Source organism: Haloechinothrix halophila YIM 93223 (genome assembly GCF_000504245.1).
Lineage (GTDB): Bacteria > Actinomycetota > Actinomycetes > Mycobacteriales > Pseudonocardiaceae > Haloechinothrix_A > Haloechinothrix_A halophila.
Genome location: NZ_KI632509.1, coordinates 1,184,000 through 1,202,474, shown reverse-complemented (window position 1 = coordinate 1,202,474; position 18,475 = coordinate 1,184,000). Strand labels below are relative to the sequence as shown.

Here is an 18,475-nt window from a genome sequence, read left to right as displayed (position 1 = left end):
ACGCGATAGCCGGCGCGGGTGGTACTGGCGGCGGGGGTGTCGGTGGCTGACCGGGTGGCGGCGGCCCAGGTCGCTGCCCTTGCGGCGGACCCTGCTGCGGACCGGGCGCTGGCGGCGGCGCACCGTGCGGAAAACGTCCCTGCTGGCGTTGCTGCCCGCCGTGCTGCCCCGCGCGGGACCACGACTGCGACCGCGGATGCCCCTGAGGCGGCGGAGACGGACGCGACGGCGCTCCAACGTCCTGATCGTCGGCCGGCCAGTCCTCTGTGCCGCGATCGCCCGAATCCCCTGTCACCTACGTCTCCTCTGCCACCAGCCATCGCGTCACTGGGAAGTGCATGGTCCACACTAGTAGCCGAGACCATCGCAGAGACACGCGCGAGTCGGCGCGGGCGCAGGCGCGCCGCGAAACGCGGGCACGCGCACCAAGACATCACAGACTGTGGAGACGCCGTGGAGTTCGACGTAACGATCGAGATCCCCCGTGGGGAGCGCAACAAGTACGAGGTCGATCACAAGACCGGCAGGTTGAAGCTGGACCGGACCCTGTTCACGGCAACGCAGTACCCGGCTGACTACGGCTTCATCGACGACACCCTTGGCCAGGACGGCGACCCGCTCGACGTCCTCGTGCTGGTGCAGGAGCCGACCTTCCCCGGCTGCCTGATCCGCGCGCGTGCCATCGGCATGTTCCGCATGACCGACGAGAAGGGCCCTGACGACAAGGTCATCGCGGTGCCGTCGGAGGACCCCCGGCTCGAGCATCTGCGTGACATTCACCACCTGAACGAGTTCCACAAACTGGAGATCCAGCACTTCTTCGAGGTCTACAAGGACCTGGAGCCCGCCAAGAGCGTCGAGGGCTCGTCGTGGGTCGGCCGGGTCGATGCGGAGACCGAGATCAAGGCGTCCTACGAGCGGGAGAAGGACCGCCTCGCCAAGCTGGAGGCCTCGGGCGAAACTCACTGATCACCCGCCGGGCCCGCGGAGCCGGGTACACCGCAACGGGCGCCATTCCACGTCGTAGGCGTGGAATGGCGCCCGTTCGCGCCGTTCGGCGGCTTACCGGACGAAGTCGCGAACCTGCTGCGAGACGATCGGGTCACTGAGGAACATCAGGTGTTCGAGGCAGTGCGTCTGCGTGTTGGTCGCGCCGTCGAGAATGGTGCTCGTCGACGGGTTGATGATCTCGTCGCACTGCGACCACCACGTGCCGTAATCGGTGGTCCCCGGGGTTTCGTCACCGTCGTTGAGCGTCAGCAGGAAGTCCGACCCCTGCATCATCTCCTGGCACGAGGTGTGCAGCGCATAGCAGAAGCCCGAGTTGATCGTGCCGTGGTTGGGGCCGGCAAGCGACACCCAGTCGTCGACCTTGTCGGAACCGCCGAGGAACTTGAGATACCACCGGGTGTTCAGCCCGCCCATGGAATGCGTGACCACGTCGACCTCGGCCGCACCGGTCTTGGCCAGCATGTCGTCAACAACCGCGACGAACTCCTCCGCGGTGGTCTTGTTGGACTGCGCGGTGTCGTAGTCCCAGGCGTAGAGCTCATCGGACGAGTAGCCGTCGGCGAGGAAGTCGGCCATCATATCGGCCCACGATTCGCTGGTCATGCTGTAGCCGTGCACGAAGATCACCGGATCACGTTCGGCTCCGCTAGCGACACCCGCGGCGGCGACCTGCGCGCCGGCGACGGCCAGCACGGTGGCGGCGAGCAGCCCGAGGGTACGTCGCAGGCGGCGTGTGCGATTCGCGGGAAATAGTTGCCGAGGGTTCATCGTCGAACCTCCACGAGAGTAGGAGCCAGCTTCAACCAAGGCCGGGCCGTTCATGGTGAACAACCCTCAACCTCGCGCGCTTTCCAATCATTCGGAAATCGCAATGGGGAAGATGATGAGTGATCAAAACTCAGAACAGTTTGCTGCAAACGGGACATCGTTTGCCCGCACAGCCCCCTACGCGCGGCCGACAAAGTTCGGCTGACTGTTTGTCGCCGAAGCAACACGCGCCGCCCGGCCCCCGGCGTGGTGGTGCGCCCCCTGCGAGCAGGGCTCAGCGCACCCAACCGGGCATCGGGAAGTTGGCGAGCAGCTCGCCGACCTCGGCGGCCACCGTGTCGATGACACTCTCGTCGCCGCGCGCGGTCGCCGTGACCACGCGGTCAATCCACTCCGCGATCCGCGGCTGGTGCTCCGGCCGCAATCCGCGGGTCGTCAGTGCGGCCGTGCCGATGCGGATGCCGGATGGATCGAACGGCTTGCGCGGGTCGAACGGCACGGTGTTGTAGTTCAGCTCTATCCCGGCCCGATCCAGCGCCTGCGCGGCCGGCTTGCCGCCGATCTCCTTGCTGGTCAGGTCGGCCAGGATCAGGTGGTTGTCAGTTCCGCCAGAGACCAGATCGAACCCGTGCTCCAGCAGTGCGTCCGCCAGTGCCTTGGCGTTGGCGACGACGCCATGCGCGTAGTCGCGGAAGTCCGGCCCGGCCGCCTCGCCGAGCGCGACGGCGATGGCAGCGGTCGTGCTGTTATGCGGACCACCCTGCAGTCCTGGGAAAACCGCCTTGTCGATCGCCTTGGCATGCTCGGCCTCCGTCATGATCATCGCGCCACGCGGGCCACGCAGTGTTTTGTGCGTCGTCGTCGTGATGATTGGCGCGTGGCCGACCGGTGAAGGATGCGCACCACCCGCTACCAGGCCCGCGATGTGGGCGATGTCCGCGACCAACACGGCGTCGACCTCGCGGGCGATCTCGGCGAACGTGGCGAAGTCGATGGTGCGCGGTATCGCGGTGCCGCCCGCGAAGATCAGCTTCGGCCGGTGCTCCCGCGCCAGCTCGCGCACCTGGTCGAAGTCGACGCGACCGGTCTCCTTGCGCACGCCGTAGCGGACGGCGTTGAACCACTTGCCGGTGGCCGAGACCGTCCAGCCGTGGGTGAGGTGGCCGCCGTCTGGCAGCGCCATGCCCATGATCGTGTCGCCCGGCTTGGCCAGCGCGAGGTAGACCGCGAGGTTGGCTGGTGAGCCGGAATATGGCTGCACGTTGGCGTGGTCGACGCCGAACACCGCCTTGGCACGGTCGATCGTCAGGTTCTCCACCTGGTCGATGACCTGCTGGCCCTCGTAGTACCGCCTGCCCGCGTAGCCCTCGGAGTACTTGTTCGTCAGCACGGTGCCAGTCGCTTCCAGCACCGCCTGCGAGACGTAGTTCTCCGACGCGATCATGCGGATCTTGTCGTGCTGACGCCGCGCCTCGGCCTCGACGAGGTTCGCGATCTCGGGGTCGGCAGCGCTCAACGTGGGCAGCGGGGGCTGATGGGACATCGCGTACTCCTATCTCGGACGGACACCCAGGCGCACGGTGTCCGCGATAGTCGCTCCCCGGTGGTGCTCCACCTTCTCGCGCCAGTCGCACGTCGCAACTCGATGCTAGTGCGACATACGGTGACTCCGCGAGTGTTACTCCTCGATCAGCTCTACGCCGTCCCGGTGACGCTTGGCGATCTCCTGATAGATCACGGCGTTGTACTCGACCCAGCCGCGTGCGGTGTCGGTCAGCGGCACGTGCTTCTTGGCGGGTGCGCCCATCGCGATGACCTCGCCGGGGACCTCGGAGTTCGGGGTGACGACCGCGCCCGCCGCGACCATCGCCTTCGGGCCGACGACGGACTGGTCCAGCACGGTCGAGCCGTTGCCGATCAGCGCCTGCTCGCCGATCGTGCAGTCGTGCACCAGGCACATGTGGCCCACGGTGACGTTCTTGCCGACCTCGCAGACGCCCTCGTTGACGTGCACGACAGAGTTGTCCTGGATGTTGGCGCCTTCGCGGATGACGATGCTGCCGAAGTCCGCCCGCAGCACAGCGCCATACCAGATCGACGCGCCTGCCTCGACGGTCACGTCGCCGATCAGGGTCGCGGTCGGCGCGATCCAGGCATCAGCGTGGACGGTCGGGCGTTTTCCCTCGAACGAGTACATAGGCATGAGTGCACGTTAACCCGGGACGCCAGGTAACACCGAGCCGGTGCACTCGCCCCGCATCGTGTCCGACGTTCTCGACGCCGTGTCCGACGCTCGTGGCGTTGTGTCCGACGTTCCCGACGCCGTGTCCGACGCTCGTGGCGTTGTGTCCTGCGTTCTCGACGCCGTGTCCGACGTTCCGGACGCAGTGTTCGACATTGTCGCGCGGTGCGCCGCGCGGCAGAAGCGTCCAAGGATGGCCAGGTCCACGACGACCAGTACCCGTTGGAACAAGCCACGAAGATCTTGGAGGGCCTGCGGCATTACAGCCAGGTGGCTGAGCAGGAACACGACCAGCAAACCGGTCGCCACCAGCCCGGTAGCGAGCAGCCAGGCGTCATGCCCATGCGCCGTCGCCGCCAACATTGCGGCGACCGGCACGGCGACGAAGAGCGTGATCGCCGCGTACCGGTGTATCTCGGCGGTTAACGAGAGCGGGAAGTCCTCGTCTGTGGGAAACACCGCAGTTCCGATGGCGCTGGTGACGATCACCGTCATCGCCCAGCGCAGCCAGCCGGTACCGAGGAGTCCCGACCGCGCGAGGCCGAGCGTCGCACCGGCTCCACCGATCGCGATGAACCCGACCCCAACCGGAAACATCCAGCCGACGCCGTCGGCGAGCGCGTAGTCCGACATCGGCTCCCGCAACGGGTTCAGCGACGCGGGCGCAAGCGCGTGCAACACGACGAAGAACACCGCCGCGCACCCCAGGCCGGTAAAGCCGAGCACGGCCGGGGCGACGACGTCGCCCGACGCGCGTCCAAGCAGGTGCGTGCCCGTGCGCACTGCGGTGATCGCGACGCGTACGATCGTGTATGAGGCGTTGTAGACCGCAGGTGGACGAGCGAGCAGTTGAGACGGAATTGCCGCGTGAGTTCCCACGAACTCGACAATGCCGACTCGAAGCTGAGCGCAGTATCAGGAAACGCCCTGGTTTAACCCTGGACGCACCCCGAGGAGCTGTCAGGGACGGCTGCCGGGAATGGGGAACACGGCGTCGAGACTGCAGGACACAACGTCGAGACTGCAGGACACAACGTCGAGACTGCAGGACACAACGTCGAGACTGCAGGACACAACGTCGAGACTGCAGGACACAACGTCGAGACTGCAGGACACGACGCAGTTGTGGTGTGCTAGACGTTCGCGGTGATTCCGGGGATCGCCTTCAGTTCGCCGACTAGGGCGGAGCTGGGGCTCACTGAGAAGGCGTCCAGCGCGAACACCGTCTCCTTGTCGTTGCTGAGCAGTTTGAGGTGCACCGGCGTCTCGCCCTTGTGGACCTCGAGGGTGCGTTTCAGCTCCGCGACCACGCTCGTGTCCAGCTTGTCGGCGGCGGCGAGCAGCACGAACGGCGGTTCCTCGTGGCCGTGCTCGATGCCAGACAGGTCAAGCGGCACGACACCGCCGCCGAACACCGACATCCTGTCCTCGCGCCAGTTCACCCGGCCCTTGACGACGACCGCGTTGTCCTCGGCGAGGTCGGCGGCGAACAGCGCGTACGACTTCGGGAAGAACAGCACCTCGAGCGAGGCATCCAGGTCCTCGACCGTGCAGATCGCCCAGGGTTCGCCCTTCTTGTTGACCCTGCGTTCCATCGACGTGATGAGCCCGGCGACGACGATCTCGCCTTCCTTCGGCGGGTCGTCCAGGATCGACGCGATCGGCTTCGGCGCGTTCTTGCGCAATATGCGTTCCGCGCCGTCAAGCGGGTGCGCCGACACGTACAGACCCAGCATCTCCCGCTCGTAAGCGAGCTTCTGCTTGCGCGGGTACTCCTCCTCGGTGAACTTCAGGTGCGCCAGCGGCGAGTGCCCCGAGTCGTCCTGCTCCTCGGCACCACCGGCGCCGAACAGGTCGAACTGCCCCATCGCCTCCTGCCGCTTGAGCGGCACGACGGCGTCGACAGCGTCCTCATGGCACTGGATCATGGCCAGCCGGGTCAGACCAAGCGAGTCGAACCCGCCTGCCTTGATCAGCGATTCCACCACCCGCTTGTTACACGCGACCAGCTCGGACTTGTCGAAGAAGTCCACAAAGGACGAATACTTGCCCTTCTCCTCGCGAGTCTTGATGATCGACGTGACGACGTTCGCGCCGACGTTGCGCACCGCGCCTAGGCCGAAACGAATGTCGTCGCCGACCGCGGCGAAGCGCTGGGCGGACTCGTTGACGTCCGGCGGCAGCACCTTGATGCCGAGCCTGCGGCATTCCGACAGGTATACCGCCGACTTGTCCTTGTTGTCCGCGACCGAGGTCAGCAACGCCGCCATGTACTCGGCGGGGTAGTTCGCCTTGAGGTAGGCGGTCCAGTAGGACACCAGGCCGTAACCAGCGGCGTGCGACTTGTTGAACGCATACCCGGCGAACGGGAGGATGGTGTCCCACAGGGCCTGGATCGCCTCATCCGAGAAGCCACCGTCGACCAGGTCGCTGTTGCGCATCCCGTCGCGGAAGCCCTCGAACTCCTTCTCGAGGACTTCCAGCTTCTTCTTACCCATCGCACGCCGGAGCACATCCGCGCGGCCCATGGAGAACCCGGCGACCTTCTGCGCGATCTGCATGATCTGCTCTTGGTAGACGATCAAGCCGTAGGTGTCGGCGAGAATCTCACGCAGGTGCGGTTCCAGCTCGGGGTGGATCGGCGTGATCTCTTGTCGGCCGTTCTTGCGGTCGGCGTAATCGTTGTGGGCGTTCATGCCCATCGGACCCGGCCGGTACAGCGCGAGCACGGCGACGATGTCGTCGAAGCCGGTCGGCTGCATCCGGCGCAGCAGGTCACGCATCGCGCCGCCGTCGAGCTGGAACACGCCGAGGGTGTCACCACGACCGAGCAGCTTGTACGAATCCGGATCTTCGAGGCCGAGGGTGTCGAGGTCGATCTCTTCGCCCCGGTTGGCCTTGATGTTGTCGATCGCGTCACCGATGACGGTGAGGTTGCGCAACCCGAGGAAGTCCATCTTCAACAGGCCGATGGCCTCACACGACGGGTAGTCCCATCCGGTGATGATCGCGCCGTCGTCGCGCTGCCACAGCGGGATCGACTGCATCAGCGGTTCCGACGACATGATCACCGCGCAGGCGTGCACGCCCGCGTTGCGGATCAGGCCCTCGAGCCCGCGCGCGGTCTCGAAGATCGTCTTGACCTCGGGGTCGGTCTCGATCAGCGCGCGGACCTCGGCCGCCTCTGGGTAGCGCTCGTGTTCCGGATCGACGATCCCCGACAGCGGGATGTCTTTGGCCATGACCGGCGGCGGCAACGCCTTGGTGATCTTGTCGGCGATCGCGTAACCGGGCTGACCGAAGTGGACACGCGCGGCGTCCTTGATGGCGGCCTTGGTCTTAATGGTGCCGAACGTGATGACCTGCGCGACCTTGTCCGAGCCGTACTTCTCGGTCGCGTAGCGGACCATCTCCCCGCGACGGCGGTCATCGAAGTCGATGTCGATATCGGGCATCGACTCGCGTTCCGGGTTGAGGAACCGCTCGAACAGCAGACCGTGCGGGATCGGATCGATGTTCGTGATGCCCATCGCGTAGGCGATGAGCGAGCCCGCCGCGGAGCCACGACCCGGGCCGACGCGGATGCCGACGCTCTTCGCGTACGACACAAGGTCACCGACGACGAGGAAGTACGCCGGGAAGCCCTTGTTACTGATGACGTCGATTTCGAGGTTGGCACGATCGATGTACTCGTCAGGCACACCGTCCGGACAGCGCCGCTTGAGGCCGGCCATGACCTCGTGCCTCAGCCAGCTCGACTCAGAGTGCCCCTCGGGGACCTCGTAACGCGGCATCCGGTCGTGGTGCGCGTAGACGTCCTCATAGGACTGCACCCGTTCCGCGATAAGCAACGTCGAGTCGCACGCGCCGGGCACCTCGGCGTCCCAGTACTCGCGCATCTCAGCGGCCGACTTGAGGTAGAACCCGTCGCCGTCGAACTTGAATCGGTTCGGATCGTTGAGCGTCTTGCCTGACTGCACGCACAGCAGCGCGCCGTGCGCGTCGGCCTGGTCCTTGGTGACGTAGTGCGAGTCGTTGGTCGCCAACGGCCTGATGCCGAGCTTGTTCCCGATCTCAAGCAGGCCCTCGCGCACCGAACGCTCAATGCGCAGGCCGTGGTCCATCAGCTCGAGGAAGAAGTTCTCCTGGCCGAAGATGTCGCGGTAGTCCGCCGCGGCCTGCAGCGCCTCGTCCTTCTGCCCGAGCCGGAGCCTGGTCTGCACCTCACCGGACGGACAGCCGGTCGTGGCGATGATGCCCTCGGCGTACTCGGCGATCAGCTCCTTGTCCATCCGTGGCTTGCGGTAGTAGCCCTCGATACTGGCGATGGACGACAGAGCGAACAGGTTCCGCAGGCCGGTCGCGTTCTCGGCGAACATCGTCATGTGGGTGTAGGCACCGGCACCGGAGACGTCGCCACCCTCACCGAACTCATCGGTGCCACGTTGGTTGCTCTGCCCCCAGAACACCGGCTTCTTGTGGTGACGGCTCTGCGGCGCGACGTACGCTTCGATGCCGATGATTGGCTTCACGCCCGCCTTGACAGCCTGCTGATAGAACTCGTCCGCGCCGTACATGTTGCCGTGGTCGGTCATGCCGACTGCGGGCATCTCCAGCCGCTTGGCCTCGTCGAACAGCGACGCGATCTTCGCCGCGCCGTCGAGCATGGAGTACTCGGTGTGCACGTGTAGGTGGACGAACGAGTCCGTGGACACTTCGACGACCCTCCAGTACTCGTCTCGCGTGGAGTTGCGCGCCTACTCTAGTCCGGTGGCCTTCGCGACTCGGCTAGGCGCGCCTGAGGATGTTCGAATCCGATCTGCTAGGGCGGCCAGAGACAGTGAAACACCAGGTCAGGACGCCGTCGTGCCGTCGATCAACTCCCGGATGATATCGGCATGACCGTTGTGCTGGACCTACTCCTCGATCATGTGGATCATCACCCAGCGGACGTCGCGCTCTCCGTATTTGCGATGCCACACGGTGTCATCGAGACCGAGGTCCCCGAAGATCCGATCACTGCGCTTGGTGTCGGCAATGCCCTGTCGTCGCCACCGCTTTTCACCGCACGGCACACCGACCCCTCTCCGCGCTCGTGGCACACAGTTGATCTCCTTTGCTCCCTGAATGACCAGCAGAACCGGACAATCGGAACGAATTTTGGCCACTGAGGGAGCAAAGAAGATCAACTCGGACAGACCGCGGCACGTCCCGGCCCATGACTCGGCCCCCACCGGGCGAACCGATGGGGGCCGAGCGGAGTGATCAGAAAGCCCGCTGGTTACTGCTTGCGCAGCACCCGCAGACCGGCGATGGTGCCGACACCGGCGACCACGAACAGCACGCCGGCCCAGATGAGCCAGCTGCTGCCGAAGCCGGTCACGGCGAGGTCGTCGCTGTCACTGGCGTTGTCAACGACCGGCGCCTCGGTGGTCGAGGTCTCGGCGACCGAGGTCGTCTCCTCGGTGGTCGACGTTGCCCCGGTGGTGGTCTCGGCCGTGGTGGTCTCTTCGGTGGTCGACGTGGTCTCCGGCGGAGTTGTCGAGGTCTCCGACGACGTCGTGGTGGTCGTCTCCGACGTGGTCGTCGTGGTGGTCGTCTCCGGCGGGGTGTAGCTGCCGCAGATGTACCAGTGGCTGATCTGCGGGATCTTGTCACCGGCGTTGAGCGGCGACCGCAGGTCCTCCCACGGCGGGTTCTCCTCGAGCCCGTTCTCGCCAGGGACGTAGATGTTGGCGTCCTCGCCGCCCTTGACGACGATGCCGGTGACCTCGACGCCGTCCTCGATCGACAGGATGTCCAGGTACTGGTCTTCTTCCAGCTCGCCGCGCTCGTACTCGATCAGCTCGGTGCCGAAGTCTTCCTCACCGTCGATCTGGACGATGACGCTGCCGTCGAGTCCGACGTCGTCGCAGTCCTTGGCGTTGCCGGTATGGATGGTGGCGCGATCGTCCTCTTCGAACGTTGCCGCCTGGGCCGCGGTGGCCGCGCCGAGGCTCAATCCGACGGCCAGTGGGAGCGCGAGCACAGCCGCGCGAACCCGATTTTTCTCGAAAGCCATGATGTTCTCCGTCAGGGGTAGGAGTTCACGGGCGACCACGTGCACACGAATCCGACATGCGCGTGATCAAGGTGCGGAGCAGTATGGCGCACTCCAAAGAGTGAAGACACTTGGGTCAAATAACACGTTGAGTAGATAAAGTTCCGCTAACAGTCCCTCAAAAAGGTGCGTTGGCATGTAACGAAGGGGGAATCGGCATCACACCGCCCCGCCAACCTCGCGCTGCCGACCCAAGATCGACGAATCGCCTGCGCCACGCGGTCGCGCACGAGGTGTTGACCGCAACCGAAGAATGCGTGACGAAATGGTTACCGTCCGCGAGAAGAATTGCGCGCGAGGGCACGGAATCGGCGACCGGACCGGATTCCGAGCGTGATCACCGAATGATCGTGGCCAGTTCGAAGTGCATGGGATCGGTCCACTCCCAGTCACCGCCCCAGGCGAATCCCCATTTCTTGAAGATCCGCACCACCCTGCGGTCGATCTCACCCACCGTGCCGCGATGGTTACCGGATACGTTGAGATCCACCGCGATACCCCACGTGTGCAACGACAATCCCCGGTTCGGATCGCGGCCGATGAATCGGGGCACGTAACACCCGCCGTAGTCGGCGCGATCGATTCGATCCGCGAGTCCACTGTCGACGATCTCGCGTAGCGCGGCGCGGAATTGCGGCAGCATGACCCGGTGGCAGGTGACGCTGCCCAGAATCGGCACCGTTTCGGTGGTGATGTTGGCATTGACCCAGGATGCTTCCGGCTCGACGGTGCCGTCCTCGAAATAGCGGTAGCTGAACGAACCGAGCGTGTCCGAGTCCGCGCCGCCGGTGAGGTAGGCCGCCCGCCGCGTGCCGGAGGACGGTGCGGGGTCCGTCGTCAGTTCCTGCACCGAGCCCCGGTCACCGAGCAGCGTGGTGAGCGCGGCCGACGCGTCGTCCCGCTTGGCATCGTCGAGTGCGAGCACCATCGCGTTGTGCCGCCGCATGCCGAGTTGCTCGCCCCTGCGTTCGTTCACCACGACGTCGATACGCGGCACCGTGGTGGCGTAGGCGCCGACGCGCAGGTCGACGTCGTGCTCCCCGGCACGCAGCCCGAGCCGTTCGCCGAGCGGCCGGTTCAGGTCGCGGCCGATCTCGTGACTGAGCACGGCATCGCCCGCCGCGATGGCCTGCCATACGGCATCGGCGGTCGCGGTGTGCTTGACGGTGAAGCGCCGGTAGCCGTCACTGTCCACGGCAGCGACGGTGACCGAACGCTCGCCGACCGGCACGGAGGCCACCGACAACGGCTCGGCCGCCCGCACACCGGGCACCGAGCCGATCTTGTCGCGCAAGCCATCGCCGAGTGCCTTGTCGCCGATCACAAGCACGTCAGGACTACGCAGCGAGCCACGCAGCGGACCGGGATCGGCCACCGTCGTCTCCGGTCCGTTCGCGACCTGCGGTGCCGCGACCGGTGAGAAGTCCGAGGAGACGTCCAACGACTCGCTCGGCGATTCCGAGACGGCGTCGTACATCCCGCAGGAAGACACCGCGACGGCGAGCACGCAGGCGGGCAGCACGGCCCGCATCGCCCTGGCGACGCCTGCCATGCTCAGTTCGTCAACTGGCCGGTCCTTGGCGGCGTGCACACCCGGCAGGGCGATAGGCCGCGCGTGATGACGTCTTCGATGCGCACCAGTTCGGCCTCGTCCCGAGCCTCGGGCAGGTGGCAGTCGACCCGGTGGTAGGACGACTCGCCCGCGACGACGAACCCGGTGAAGCCGACCCCGCCAGCGGCGGCAGCGGCTGCTGCGCCCCGCTGCTCCGTGGCGGCCGCCAGCCGGTCGAGGGCCGCTTCGATCTTGGCGCGGTCCTGCCGCTGGTTCTGCACGACGATCATCGCGGCGCCCACGATGACGATCGCGAGCCCGATCACGCCGCCCGAGATCAGGTACGGGAACTGGGCAGGCACGAGCGCCTGGCTCGCGGCGCCGTTCCAGCCGAGGAACATCACGACGAAGCCAACAAGGCACAGCAGCACGCCGAGCTGCCCGCCGAGGCGACTGAGGTTGGTCTGCACGTCTTCTCCTTGCCTAGGCCCCGAGGTACGCCTCGCGCAGGTTGACGGCACGCAGCTCGTCACCGACGCCGGTGTACACCAGGGTTCCCTTCTCCATGATCAGTGCCCGGTCGGCGAACGGGAGCGCGCCCGCGTTCTGTTCGACCATCAGCACCGTCGTTCCGTCCTGCTTGATGCGGGAGGTCACCTCCCACACCGTGCGCGCCACCGTCGGCGAGAGGCCGAGCGACGCTTCGTCGATCAACAGCAGTTTCGGCCGCGACATCAACGCCCTGCCGACCGCGAGCATCTGCTGCTCACCGCCGGAGAGCGTGCCCGCGAGCTGGCCTTCCCGCTCCCCGAGCCGGGGGAAGTAGTCGTAGACCAGGTCGAGCTGCCGCTGCACCGCCTTACTCTGCCGCCGCCGCGTCCACGCGCCGAGCCGCAGGTTCTGCTTCACCGACAGCCGGGGGAACACCCGCCGCCCTTCGGGGCTGAGCGAGATCCCGCCAGCCACCCGCGCGGACGGCGAGCGGCGACCGAGGTCCTTGCCGTCGAAGACGACACTTCCCGAGCGGGTCTTCACCAGACCGGCCACACTGGACACCGTGGTGGTCTTGCCGGCGCCGTTGAGCCCGAGCAGCACGCACAGCTCGCCCTCCTCGACGGTGAAGTTGATGCCGTGCAGCACCGGGAAGGCGTCGTAGCCGACCACAAGGTCGGACACTTCGAGCAGCGCCATCAGACGTACTCCTCACTCACCGCGTCCGCGTCGGGCACCGATGCCGTCTCGGCTTCCGCTTCCGGTTCTTCGCCCAGGTAGGCCCGCACCACCTCGGGGTGGCTGCGCACGGCTTCCGGCCTGCCCTCGGCGAGCACCTCACCGAAGTTGAGGCAGTAGACGTAATCGGAGACCTGGGTGACCAGCGGCACGTGGTGATCGATCATCACGATGGTGATGCCGAACTCCTTACGCAGTTCAAGCAACGTGTCGCCAAGCGCGTGCGCCTCTTCCGGTCCCATGCCGGAGCCGGGCTCGTCGAGCAGCAGCAGGTCGGGATCGGTGGCGAGCACCGTGGCGATCTCGACCCGCTTGAGCACGCCGTACGGCAGATCCGCGACCCGCGCGTCGGCCACATCGGACAGATCGAGCAGTTCGAGCAGCTGGTCGGCCCGTTCCCGCAGCCGGGACTCCTCCGCGAACGTGGCAGGCCCGCCGAGCATCCCAGCCCACGGGTCGTAGTTGATCTCCAGGTGCTGCGCGGTCACCAGGTTCTCGGCGACCGTGGTGTTCTTGACCAGCCCGACGTTCTGGAACGTGCGGCCGATGCCAAGCGCGGTGCGCTTGTGCACGGGAAGCCGGGCGATCGACTTGCCCCGGTAGCGGATCTTGCCCTTGCTCGGCCGGTAAAAGCCGGTGATGCAGTTGAACAGCGTGGTCTTGCCAGCGCCGTTCGGGCCGATGATGCCGACGATCTCCCACTCGCCCGCTTCCATGCTGACGTGCTCCAGCGCCCGAACACCACCGAAGTGGACGCTCAGGTTGCGGACTTCAAGCACGGACATCCGTCACCTCCACTTCGGTCACCTTGCCCGCGTGAATGTCGAACTTGCGGCCCCGCAGCCACTGCGCGATCGGCGCGATCTGCTGCCCGATGCCCCCCGGATAGAGGGTGATGGTCAGCAGCAGCAGGATCGGGCCGATGACGAGGCCGAAGAACTCGGCGGGCAGGCCGATGGTGCTGTCGAGGATGCCTTCCAGGTGCAGCAGGTGCACCAGGGTGCCCTCCTCCAGTAAGGCGAACACGACAGAGCCGATGACGACGCCGACCCGATTACGCAGCCCGCCGACGACCGTCATCAGGATGAAGATCAGCGCGAGCTGGAAGCTGAACGTCTTGGGCACGAGGAATGTGCTCTGCTGCGCGAGCAGCGCGCCGCCGATGCTGGCGAAGATGCCGGAGACGACGAACGCCATCAGCGTGTACGCCTTGACGTTGATGCCGTACGACGACGCGACCCTCGGGTTCTCCCGCAGCGCCTGCAACGCCCTGCCGCCCTTGGAGCGCATCAGCCGCCAGTCCACCCACAACACGGCAGCGAGGAACGCGAGGCACAGGTAGTAGAAGGTGTAGTCGTCCTCGAACCCGAGCGGGCGCGGCACGTTCTTGCCACCCTCGCCGCCGGTGAACGCGGTGATACCGAACAGCGTCTCTTCCGCGAACAGGCCGTACGCCAACGTCACCAGCGCGAAGTACAGGCCGGTGAGCCGCAGCGAGATCGCGCCGAGCAACGCCGCCTGCAACCCGCCGACCGCCGCCGCGATCGGCACGGCGACCCAGAACTCCAGCCCCATGTCGACCACGACGTAGGCCGACACGAACGCACCGACGCCGACGAACGCCTGGTGGCCCAGCGAGATCGTGCCGGTGTAGCCGATTAGGACGTTCAACGACAGCCCGATGATCGCGAAGATCGCGGCCTTGCTCGCGTGCCCGACGTCGGAGACGCCCAGCTCGAACGGCGACAGGATGTTGCCGGGCAGCGCGAACACGACCCAAGCGAGCAACGCCCAGATCAGCCCGCGCGCGATCCAACCGCCGATGCCAGGCCGGAAGGGCGCGGCATCGTCGTCGGTGTCGTCGACGGCCTCGGTAACCCTGGTGGCCTCGGTGACCTGCTCCGCCTCGACGGGCGGCAGTTCGCGAGTGCTTTCCTCGGGAGTTTCCGGGAGTGTTTCCGTCATGCTGCCACCGCCTTCCGCACGAACAGACCCTGCGGGCGCAACAGCAGCACGACAAGCAGGAACAGGAACAGCATCATCGCACCGCCGCCGGAGACGTCACTGAGGATGCTGAGGTTGCCGAACTGTTCGATCACGCCGACGAGAAGCCCGCCGAACAACGCGCCGGGCATGCTCTTCATCCCGCCGAGCACGGCGGCCATGAAACCTGGCAGCAGCGCGGCCCCTGCCCCGAAGGTGAGGAAGCCCGCGGTGAACGTCAGGTTGGGGCCGGACAGCACCCCGGCGAGTCCGCCGAGTAGCGCCGCGATGCCCCACGTCATCATCGACACCCGCCGCACGCTGATGCCGACCAGTTCAGCGGCGGTGCCTTCCTGCTGCGCCGCCTGGATCGCGAGCCCGGACGGCGAGCGGAAGAACACCGCGAGCGCGAGCGCCACCACGATCAGCACCACGAACGTGATCAGGTGCTGGTAGGTGATCGCCGCACCGAACGGCTGGAATGCGACGCCTTCCACGAGCTTCGGCATCGACCGGATGGGCTGTTCGTTGCTCTGCCAGAACTGGATGCCGATCGCGGCGAGCGCGACGCCCGCCGTGCCGACCAGCAGCGTCACCCGCGACGAGTTGCGCAGCGGGTTGATGACCAGCCGCTCGGTCGCCAGCCCCATCGCCACCGCGGCGGCGAGGCCGAACAGCAGGCCGAGCCAGTACGGCCACTGCCACAGCTCGATGCCGATATACGCGGCGAACAGCCCGGTCGTGCCGAACTCGGCCTGGGCGAAGTTGAACACGCCCGATGCCCGGTAGATCAGCACGATGCCGAGCGCGACGAGGGCGTACACGCTGCCACGGAAGACGCCGTTGACGACGGCGATGCCTAGTTCTGTCGTCATTTGACGTTGAGCCGTTCTGTCAGGAACCGGCTGCTGCCGCAGTCCGCCCTGAGCAGGTGCATGGCGGTGCCGCCGAAGCGACTCTTGCCGAAGTTGACAGCGGGGTAGACGCCGTTGTCGAACTTCTTGCCACTGTTCATGGCGGCCATGAAGCTCTGCCTGCTCAGGTCCTTGCCTGCTGCCTTCGCGATCTGGCTGACCAGCTTCTCGATGCCCCAGATCGCGATGCCGATGTCATCGGGGTCGGAACCGCCGTTCTTCTTCCGGTATGCCGGTTCGAAGTTCGGGTCCAGCTGGTTGATCTTGTCGAGCTGCGGGAACGACGAGAAGAACTGCGCGTTGTCCAGCTGCGGGCAACCACCCTGCGCCACGATGTTGAGGCCGTTGGTGTTACCCGGCCCCATGAACCGGACGCTGCACGTCATCGACTTGGTGACGTTGATCAGACCGCTCGGGGCCGCGTTCCACACCACGGCGGACACGCCGCTGTTGCAGATCTTGGCCGCGATGGTCGGCGCCTCGGACTGGATGTTCTTCGGCACCCGGTCAGCGAACTCGAGGTTGTCGCCGATGGCCTTCTTGAGCGCGGCGGTCTGGGTGTCGAAGTAGCTGTTCAGGCTGTCGTTGCTCGCCACGAGCAGGCCGACCTTCTCACCGCCGAACTGCTTCTGCACCAGGTTGGTGATCAGCGGGGCCTGCTGCTCGTAGGTCAGCGATGCCGCGTAGTAGGTGCGCAGGTCGCCGAGCGGCCCCTGTCCTGGCCGCGTCTCATGCACGCCAGCGGACACGTACGGCACGCCGACCGAGTCGGCGTAGCGGGCGCAGGAGTCGATCTGGTCGGAGCCAGCGCCGCCGATCAGCATGAACACCTTCTGCTGCTGCGCGAGGTCCTTGCAGACCGCCCGCGCGCGGTTCGGGTCGAAACCGTCGTCGCGGAACAGCACCTCGAGCTTGCGGCCGTTGATGCCACCCTTGCTGTTGATGTAGCTGGCGTAGACGCCGACGGCGTTCTCGAACGAACGCTGCGGGAACGCGGCAGCGCCGGTCACCGGCGCGTGGATGCCGATCTTGATGGTGCTGTCGCTGACGCCCGTGGTGTCGGCGGGACCGCCGGACCCACCGCCATTTCCACCGGAGCCGCCAGGGCCGCCGGTGGAGCCGCCACTGCCGCCCGTGCCGCCGGGACCAGCGGTACCTGCCGTGCCACCGGCCGGTGTCCCGCCGACCTGCTGGCCGGGTGCGGTCGCGCCGGGACCAGCGTTCTGGCCCGTGCTGCCCGGTGCGCCAGGAACGGCGCCCGGCTGGCCGGGTACGCCCGGCTGACCGGGCGCGACACCCTGGGAGCCATAGGTGCCGCCCGGCCCGTACAGCTGGGCCACCCCCGGCTTCTGCCCGCACCCGGCGACCAGCGTGAGGGCCAGCGCGGACAGCACGGCCGCTGCCCGCATCGAACGTTTGCGCATCAACATCAGCGCACTCCTTCTGCGGTCTTCGTGCCCGTGCTCCGCAAGCGCTCCAACGCCTTGCTGACCCCTCTGCGCGTCAGGTGAGCGTTGGGCTCACCGGCTGGGCCGAGCGCGAGCATCATCAGGTAGGCCACGCCGAGCACGAGCGGAGCGAGCACCCACACCCCTGCCGGGACGGCCTCGACGGCCGACGGTGCGATCAAGAACGGCTGGTTGCCCGCGGCCTGCGGCTGCGGCGGTTGCTGCTGCGCCTGCGCCGCGGGAGTGGGGGCGTCCGCCGCCTGCGGTACGGCGTCCATACCGGCCGAGCTCGCCGTGGGAACGCCACCCGATGCGGGCGGCACCGAGCCCGCGCCCGACGCCTGGCTGCTGACGTCGATGTCCGGCCTGCCGCTGTCGCCGGTGCCCGAACCGCCGGCGTCGGTGCCCGGCGTCGACTCGAGCGAGGTGCCGACACCGTCCAACTCCGGGCCGTTGAAGACCGCCTGGAAGGTGACCGGCGCGTCGACGTCCTCGACGAGCACGACAGAGCCGGACGCACGCTGATCTGTGCCGAGCCACTTCGCGGCGAACGACGTCAGGTCGAAGGTCCACACGCCCTTGTCGTCGCGGACGCCCTTCTGGCAGCCGCCGTCGTCGTAGTCGGGGCGGGCAGGCCAGTTCGCGGCCTCGCCGTCCGTCCAGAACGCCTCGGTCACCTCGCAGGCCACCACCGAGGTCTCCTCGGCATCGGCCGCGGCGTTGGCACCGGGTTCCTCGGACTCCCGCAGCGAGAGCTGGAAGGAGGTCACCAGCGCGCCGGGCTCGGCGTCGAAGTCGAACTCGATCGCCGACACCTTGTCGGGCTCACCCAGGTGCGCGGCGACCGGCAGAGTGTCCTCTGGCACGTTCTTCGGCGGGGGCGGCGGCGGTACCGCGTCGGTGACCGGCCGCACTTCCGGTGGCGTCTCGCTGGAGTCGTTGGTCTTCCACCACCAGCCCGTCTTGGTGACGCTGGCACCGGACATGGTGCCCGGTTCGGCGCCGGGTACCTCCGCGAGCGCTGCGGTCATCCCGACGAAGCCGAAGCCGAGGCTGAGCGCGAAGACCGCAGCGGTCATGCGCCGAAGGGCCGTCATAGCACCGTCCTTGTCCTGTTCGTCGATCGCACGTCGAACGGGACAACGATTCACGTCCATGCGGGATACTGGTTGGTAATACAAAAATGGCGTCGCCTGAACGGAGCAGCGCATCAACCCACCCGGGTGA

16 protein-coding genes and 1 riboswitch are annotated in these 18,475 nt (G+C 66.7%); of the genes, 2 read left to right on the top strand and 14 right to left on the bottom strand.

From position 1 onward, the window contains the following. Window positions 1–453 precede the first annotated feature (453 nt). Complete coding sequence (locus tag AMYHA_RS05595) at window positions 454–969, top strand: inorganic diphosphatase (RefSeq protein WP_034268652.1); 516 nt, start codon at window positions 454–456, stop codon at window positions 967–969. 93 nt (window positions 970–1,062) lie between these two features. Here the strand turns inward: AMYHA_RS05595 and AMYHA_RS05590 are convergent, their stop codons facing one another. From AMYHA_RS05590 to dnaE, 5 genes are all read right to left on the bottom strand, one after another. Beyond that, window positions 1,063–1,779: an esterase/lipase family protein gene (locus AMYHA_RS05590; RefSeq protein ID WP_051399575.1), complete on the bottom strand. Its 717-nt coding sequence runs from the start codon at window positions 1,777–1,779 to the stop codon at window positions 1,063–1,065. Window positions 1,780–2,053: 274 nt separating this feature from the next. Beyond that, complete coding sequence (locus AMYHA_RS05585) at window positions 2,054–3,322, bottom strand: serine hydroxymethyltransferase (protein ID WP_034268649.1); 1,269 nt, start codon at window positions 3,320–3,322, stop codon at window positions 2,054–2,056. A gap of 17 nt (window positions 3,323–3,339) precedes the next feature. Continuing rightward, window positions 3,340–3,421, bottom strand: a riboswitch (ZMP/ZTP riboswitch). Window positions 3,422–3,457: 36 nt separating this feature from the next. After that, window positions 3,458–3,982, bottom strand: coding sequence for a gamma carbonic anhydrase family protein (locus tag AMYHA_RS05580; protein WP_034268646.1), 525 nt, complete (start codon window positions 3,980–3,982; stop codon window positions 3,458–3,460). Window positions 3,983–3,991: 9 nt separating this feature from the next. Further along, window positions 3,992–4,804: a DUF998 domain-containing protein gene (locus tag AMYHA_RS05575; RefSeq protein WP_034268643.1), complete on the bottom strand. Its 813-nt coding sequence runs from the start codon at window positions 4,802–4,804 to the stop codon at window positions 3,992–3,994. Window positions 4,805–5,154: 350 nt separating this feature from the next. Next, complete coding sequence (gene dnaE / locus AMYHA_RS05570) at window positions 5,155–8,736, bottom strand: DNA polymerase III subunit alpha (protein ID WP_034268640.1); 3,582 nt, start codon at window positions 8,734–8,736, stop codon at window positions 5,155–5,157. A gap of 183 nt (window positions 8,737–8,919) precedes the next feature. On the opposite strand from dnaE, the gene AMYHA_RS27360 reads away from it, so the two are divergent. Continuing rightward, window positions 8,920–9,192, top strand: a complete 273-nt coding sequence (locus AMYHA_RS27360) for a hypothetical protein (RefSeq protein WP_169732876.1) — start codon at window positions 8,920–8,922, stop codon at window positions 9,190–9,192. A gap of 110 nt (window positions 9,193–9,302) precedes the next feature. On the opposite strand, the gene AMYHA_RS05565 is transcribed toward AMYHA_RS27360, so the two are convergent. From AMYHA_RS05565 to AMYHA_RS05525, 9 genes are all read right to left on the bottom strand, one after another. Then, window positions 9,303–10,082 carry a hypothetical protein gene (locus tag AMYHA_RS05565; RefSeq protein WP_034275970.1) on the bottom strand — a complete coding sequence of 260 codons (780 nt, stop codon included), beginning with the start codon at window positions 10,080–10,082 and terminating at the stop codon, window positions 9,303–9,305. Window positions 10,083–10,458: 376 nt separating this feature from the next. Continuing rightward, window positions 10,459–11,712 (bottom strand): M15 family metallopeptidase, encoded by a 1,254-nt coding sequence (locus tag AMYHA_RS05560; protein WP_157361840.1) that lies wholly within the window; start codon window positions 11,710–11,712, stop codon window positions 10,459–10,461. Beyond that, window positions 11,676–12,143, bottom strand: coding sequence for a hypothetical protein (locus tag AMYHA_RS05555; RefSeq protein WP_034268634.1), 468 nt, complete (start codon window positions 12,141–12,143; stop codon window positions 11,676–11,678). Before AMYHA_RS05555 ends, AMYHA_RS05560 begins: the two co-directional genes overlap by 37 nt. 13 nt (window positions 12,144–12,156) lie before the next feature. Continuing rightward, window positions 12,157–12,864, bottom strand: a complete 708-nt coding sequence (locus tag AMYHA_RS05550) for an ABC transporter ATP-binding protein (protein WP_196776845.1) — start codon at window positions 12,862–12,864, stop codon at window positions 12,157–12,159. Further along, complete coding sequence (locus tag AMYHA_RS05545) at window positions 12,864–13,688, bottom strand: ABC transporter ATP-binding protein (protein ID WP_051399574.1); 825 nt, start codon at window positions 13,686–13,688, stop codon at window positions 12,864–12,866. Before AMYHA_RS05545 ends, AMYHA_RS05550 begins: the two co-directional genes overlap by 1 nt. Further along, a complete protein-coding gene (locus tag AMYHA_RS05540; RefSeq protein ID WP_034268628.1) occupies window positions 13,675–14,868 on the bottom strand; it encodes a branched-chain amino acid ABC transporter permease in 1,194 nt (397 codons plus the stop codon). Before AMYHA_RS05540 ends, AMYHA_RS05545 begins: the two co-directional genes overlap by 14 nt. Further along, a complete protein-coding gene (locus tag AMYHA_RS05535; RefSeq protein WP_034268625.1) occupies window positions 14,865–15,761 on the bottom strand; it encodes a branched-chain amino acid ABC transporter permease in 897 nt (298 codons plus the stop codon). Before AMYHA_RS05535 ends, AMYHA_RS05540 begins: the two co-directional genes overlap by 4 nt. Then, window positions 15,758–17,230, bottom strand: a complete 1,473-nt coding sequence (locus AMYHA_RS05530; RefSeq protein WP_034268622.1) for an ABC transporter substrate-binding protein — start codon at window positions 17,228–17,230, stop codon at window positions 15,758–15,760. Before AMYHA_RS05530 ends, AMYHA_RS05535 begins: the two co-directional genes overlap by 4 nt. Next, the gene (locus tag AMYHA_RS05525) at window positions 17,230–18,345 is read right to left on the bottom strand and encodes a hypothetical protein (RefSeq protein WP_034268619.1); all 1,116 of its coding nucleotides are present in this window, start codon (window positions 18,343–18,345) and stop codon (window positions 17,230–17,232) included. The genes AMYHA_RS05530 and AMYHA_RS05525 overlap by 1 nt, the downstream gene beginning before the upstream one ends. Window positions 18,346–18,475 lie beyond the last annotated feature (130 nt).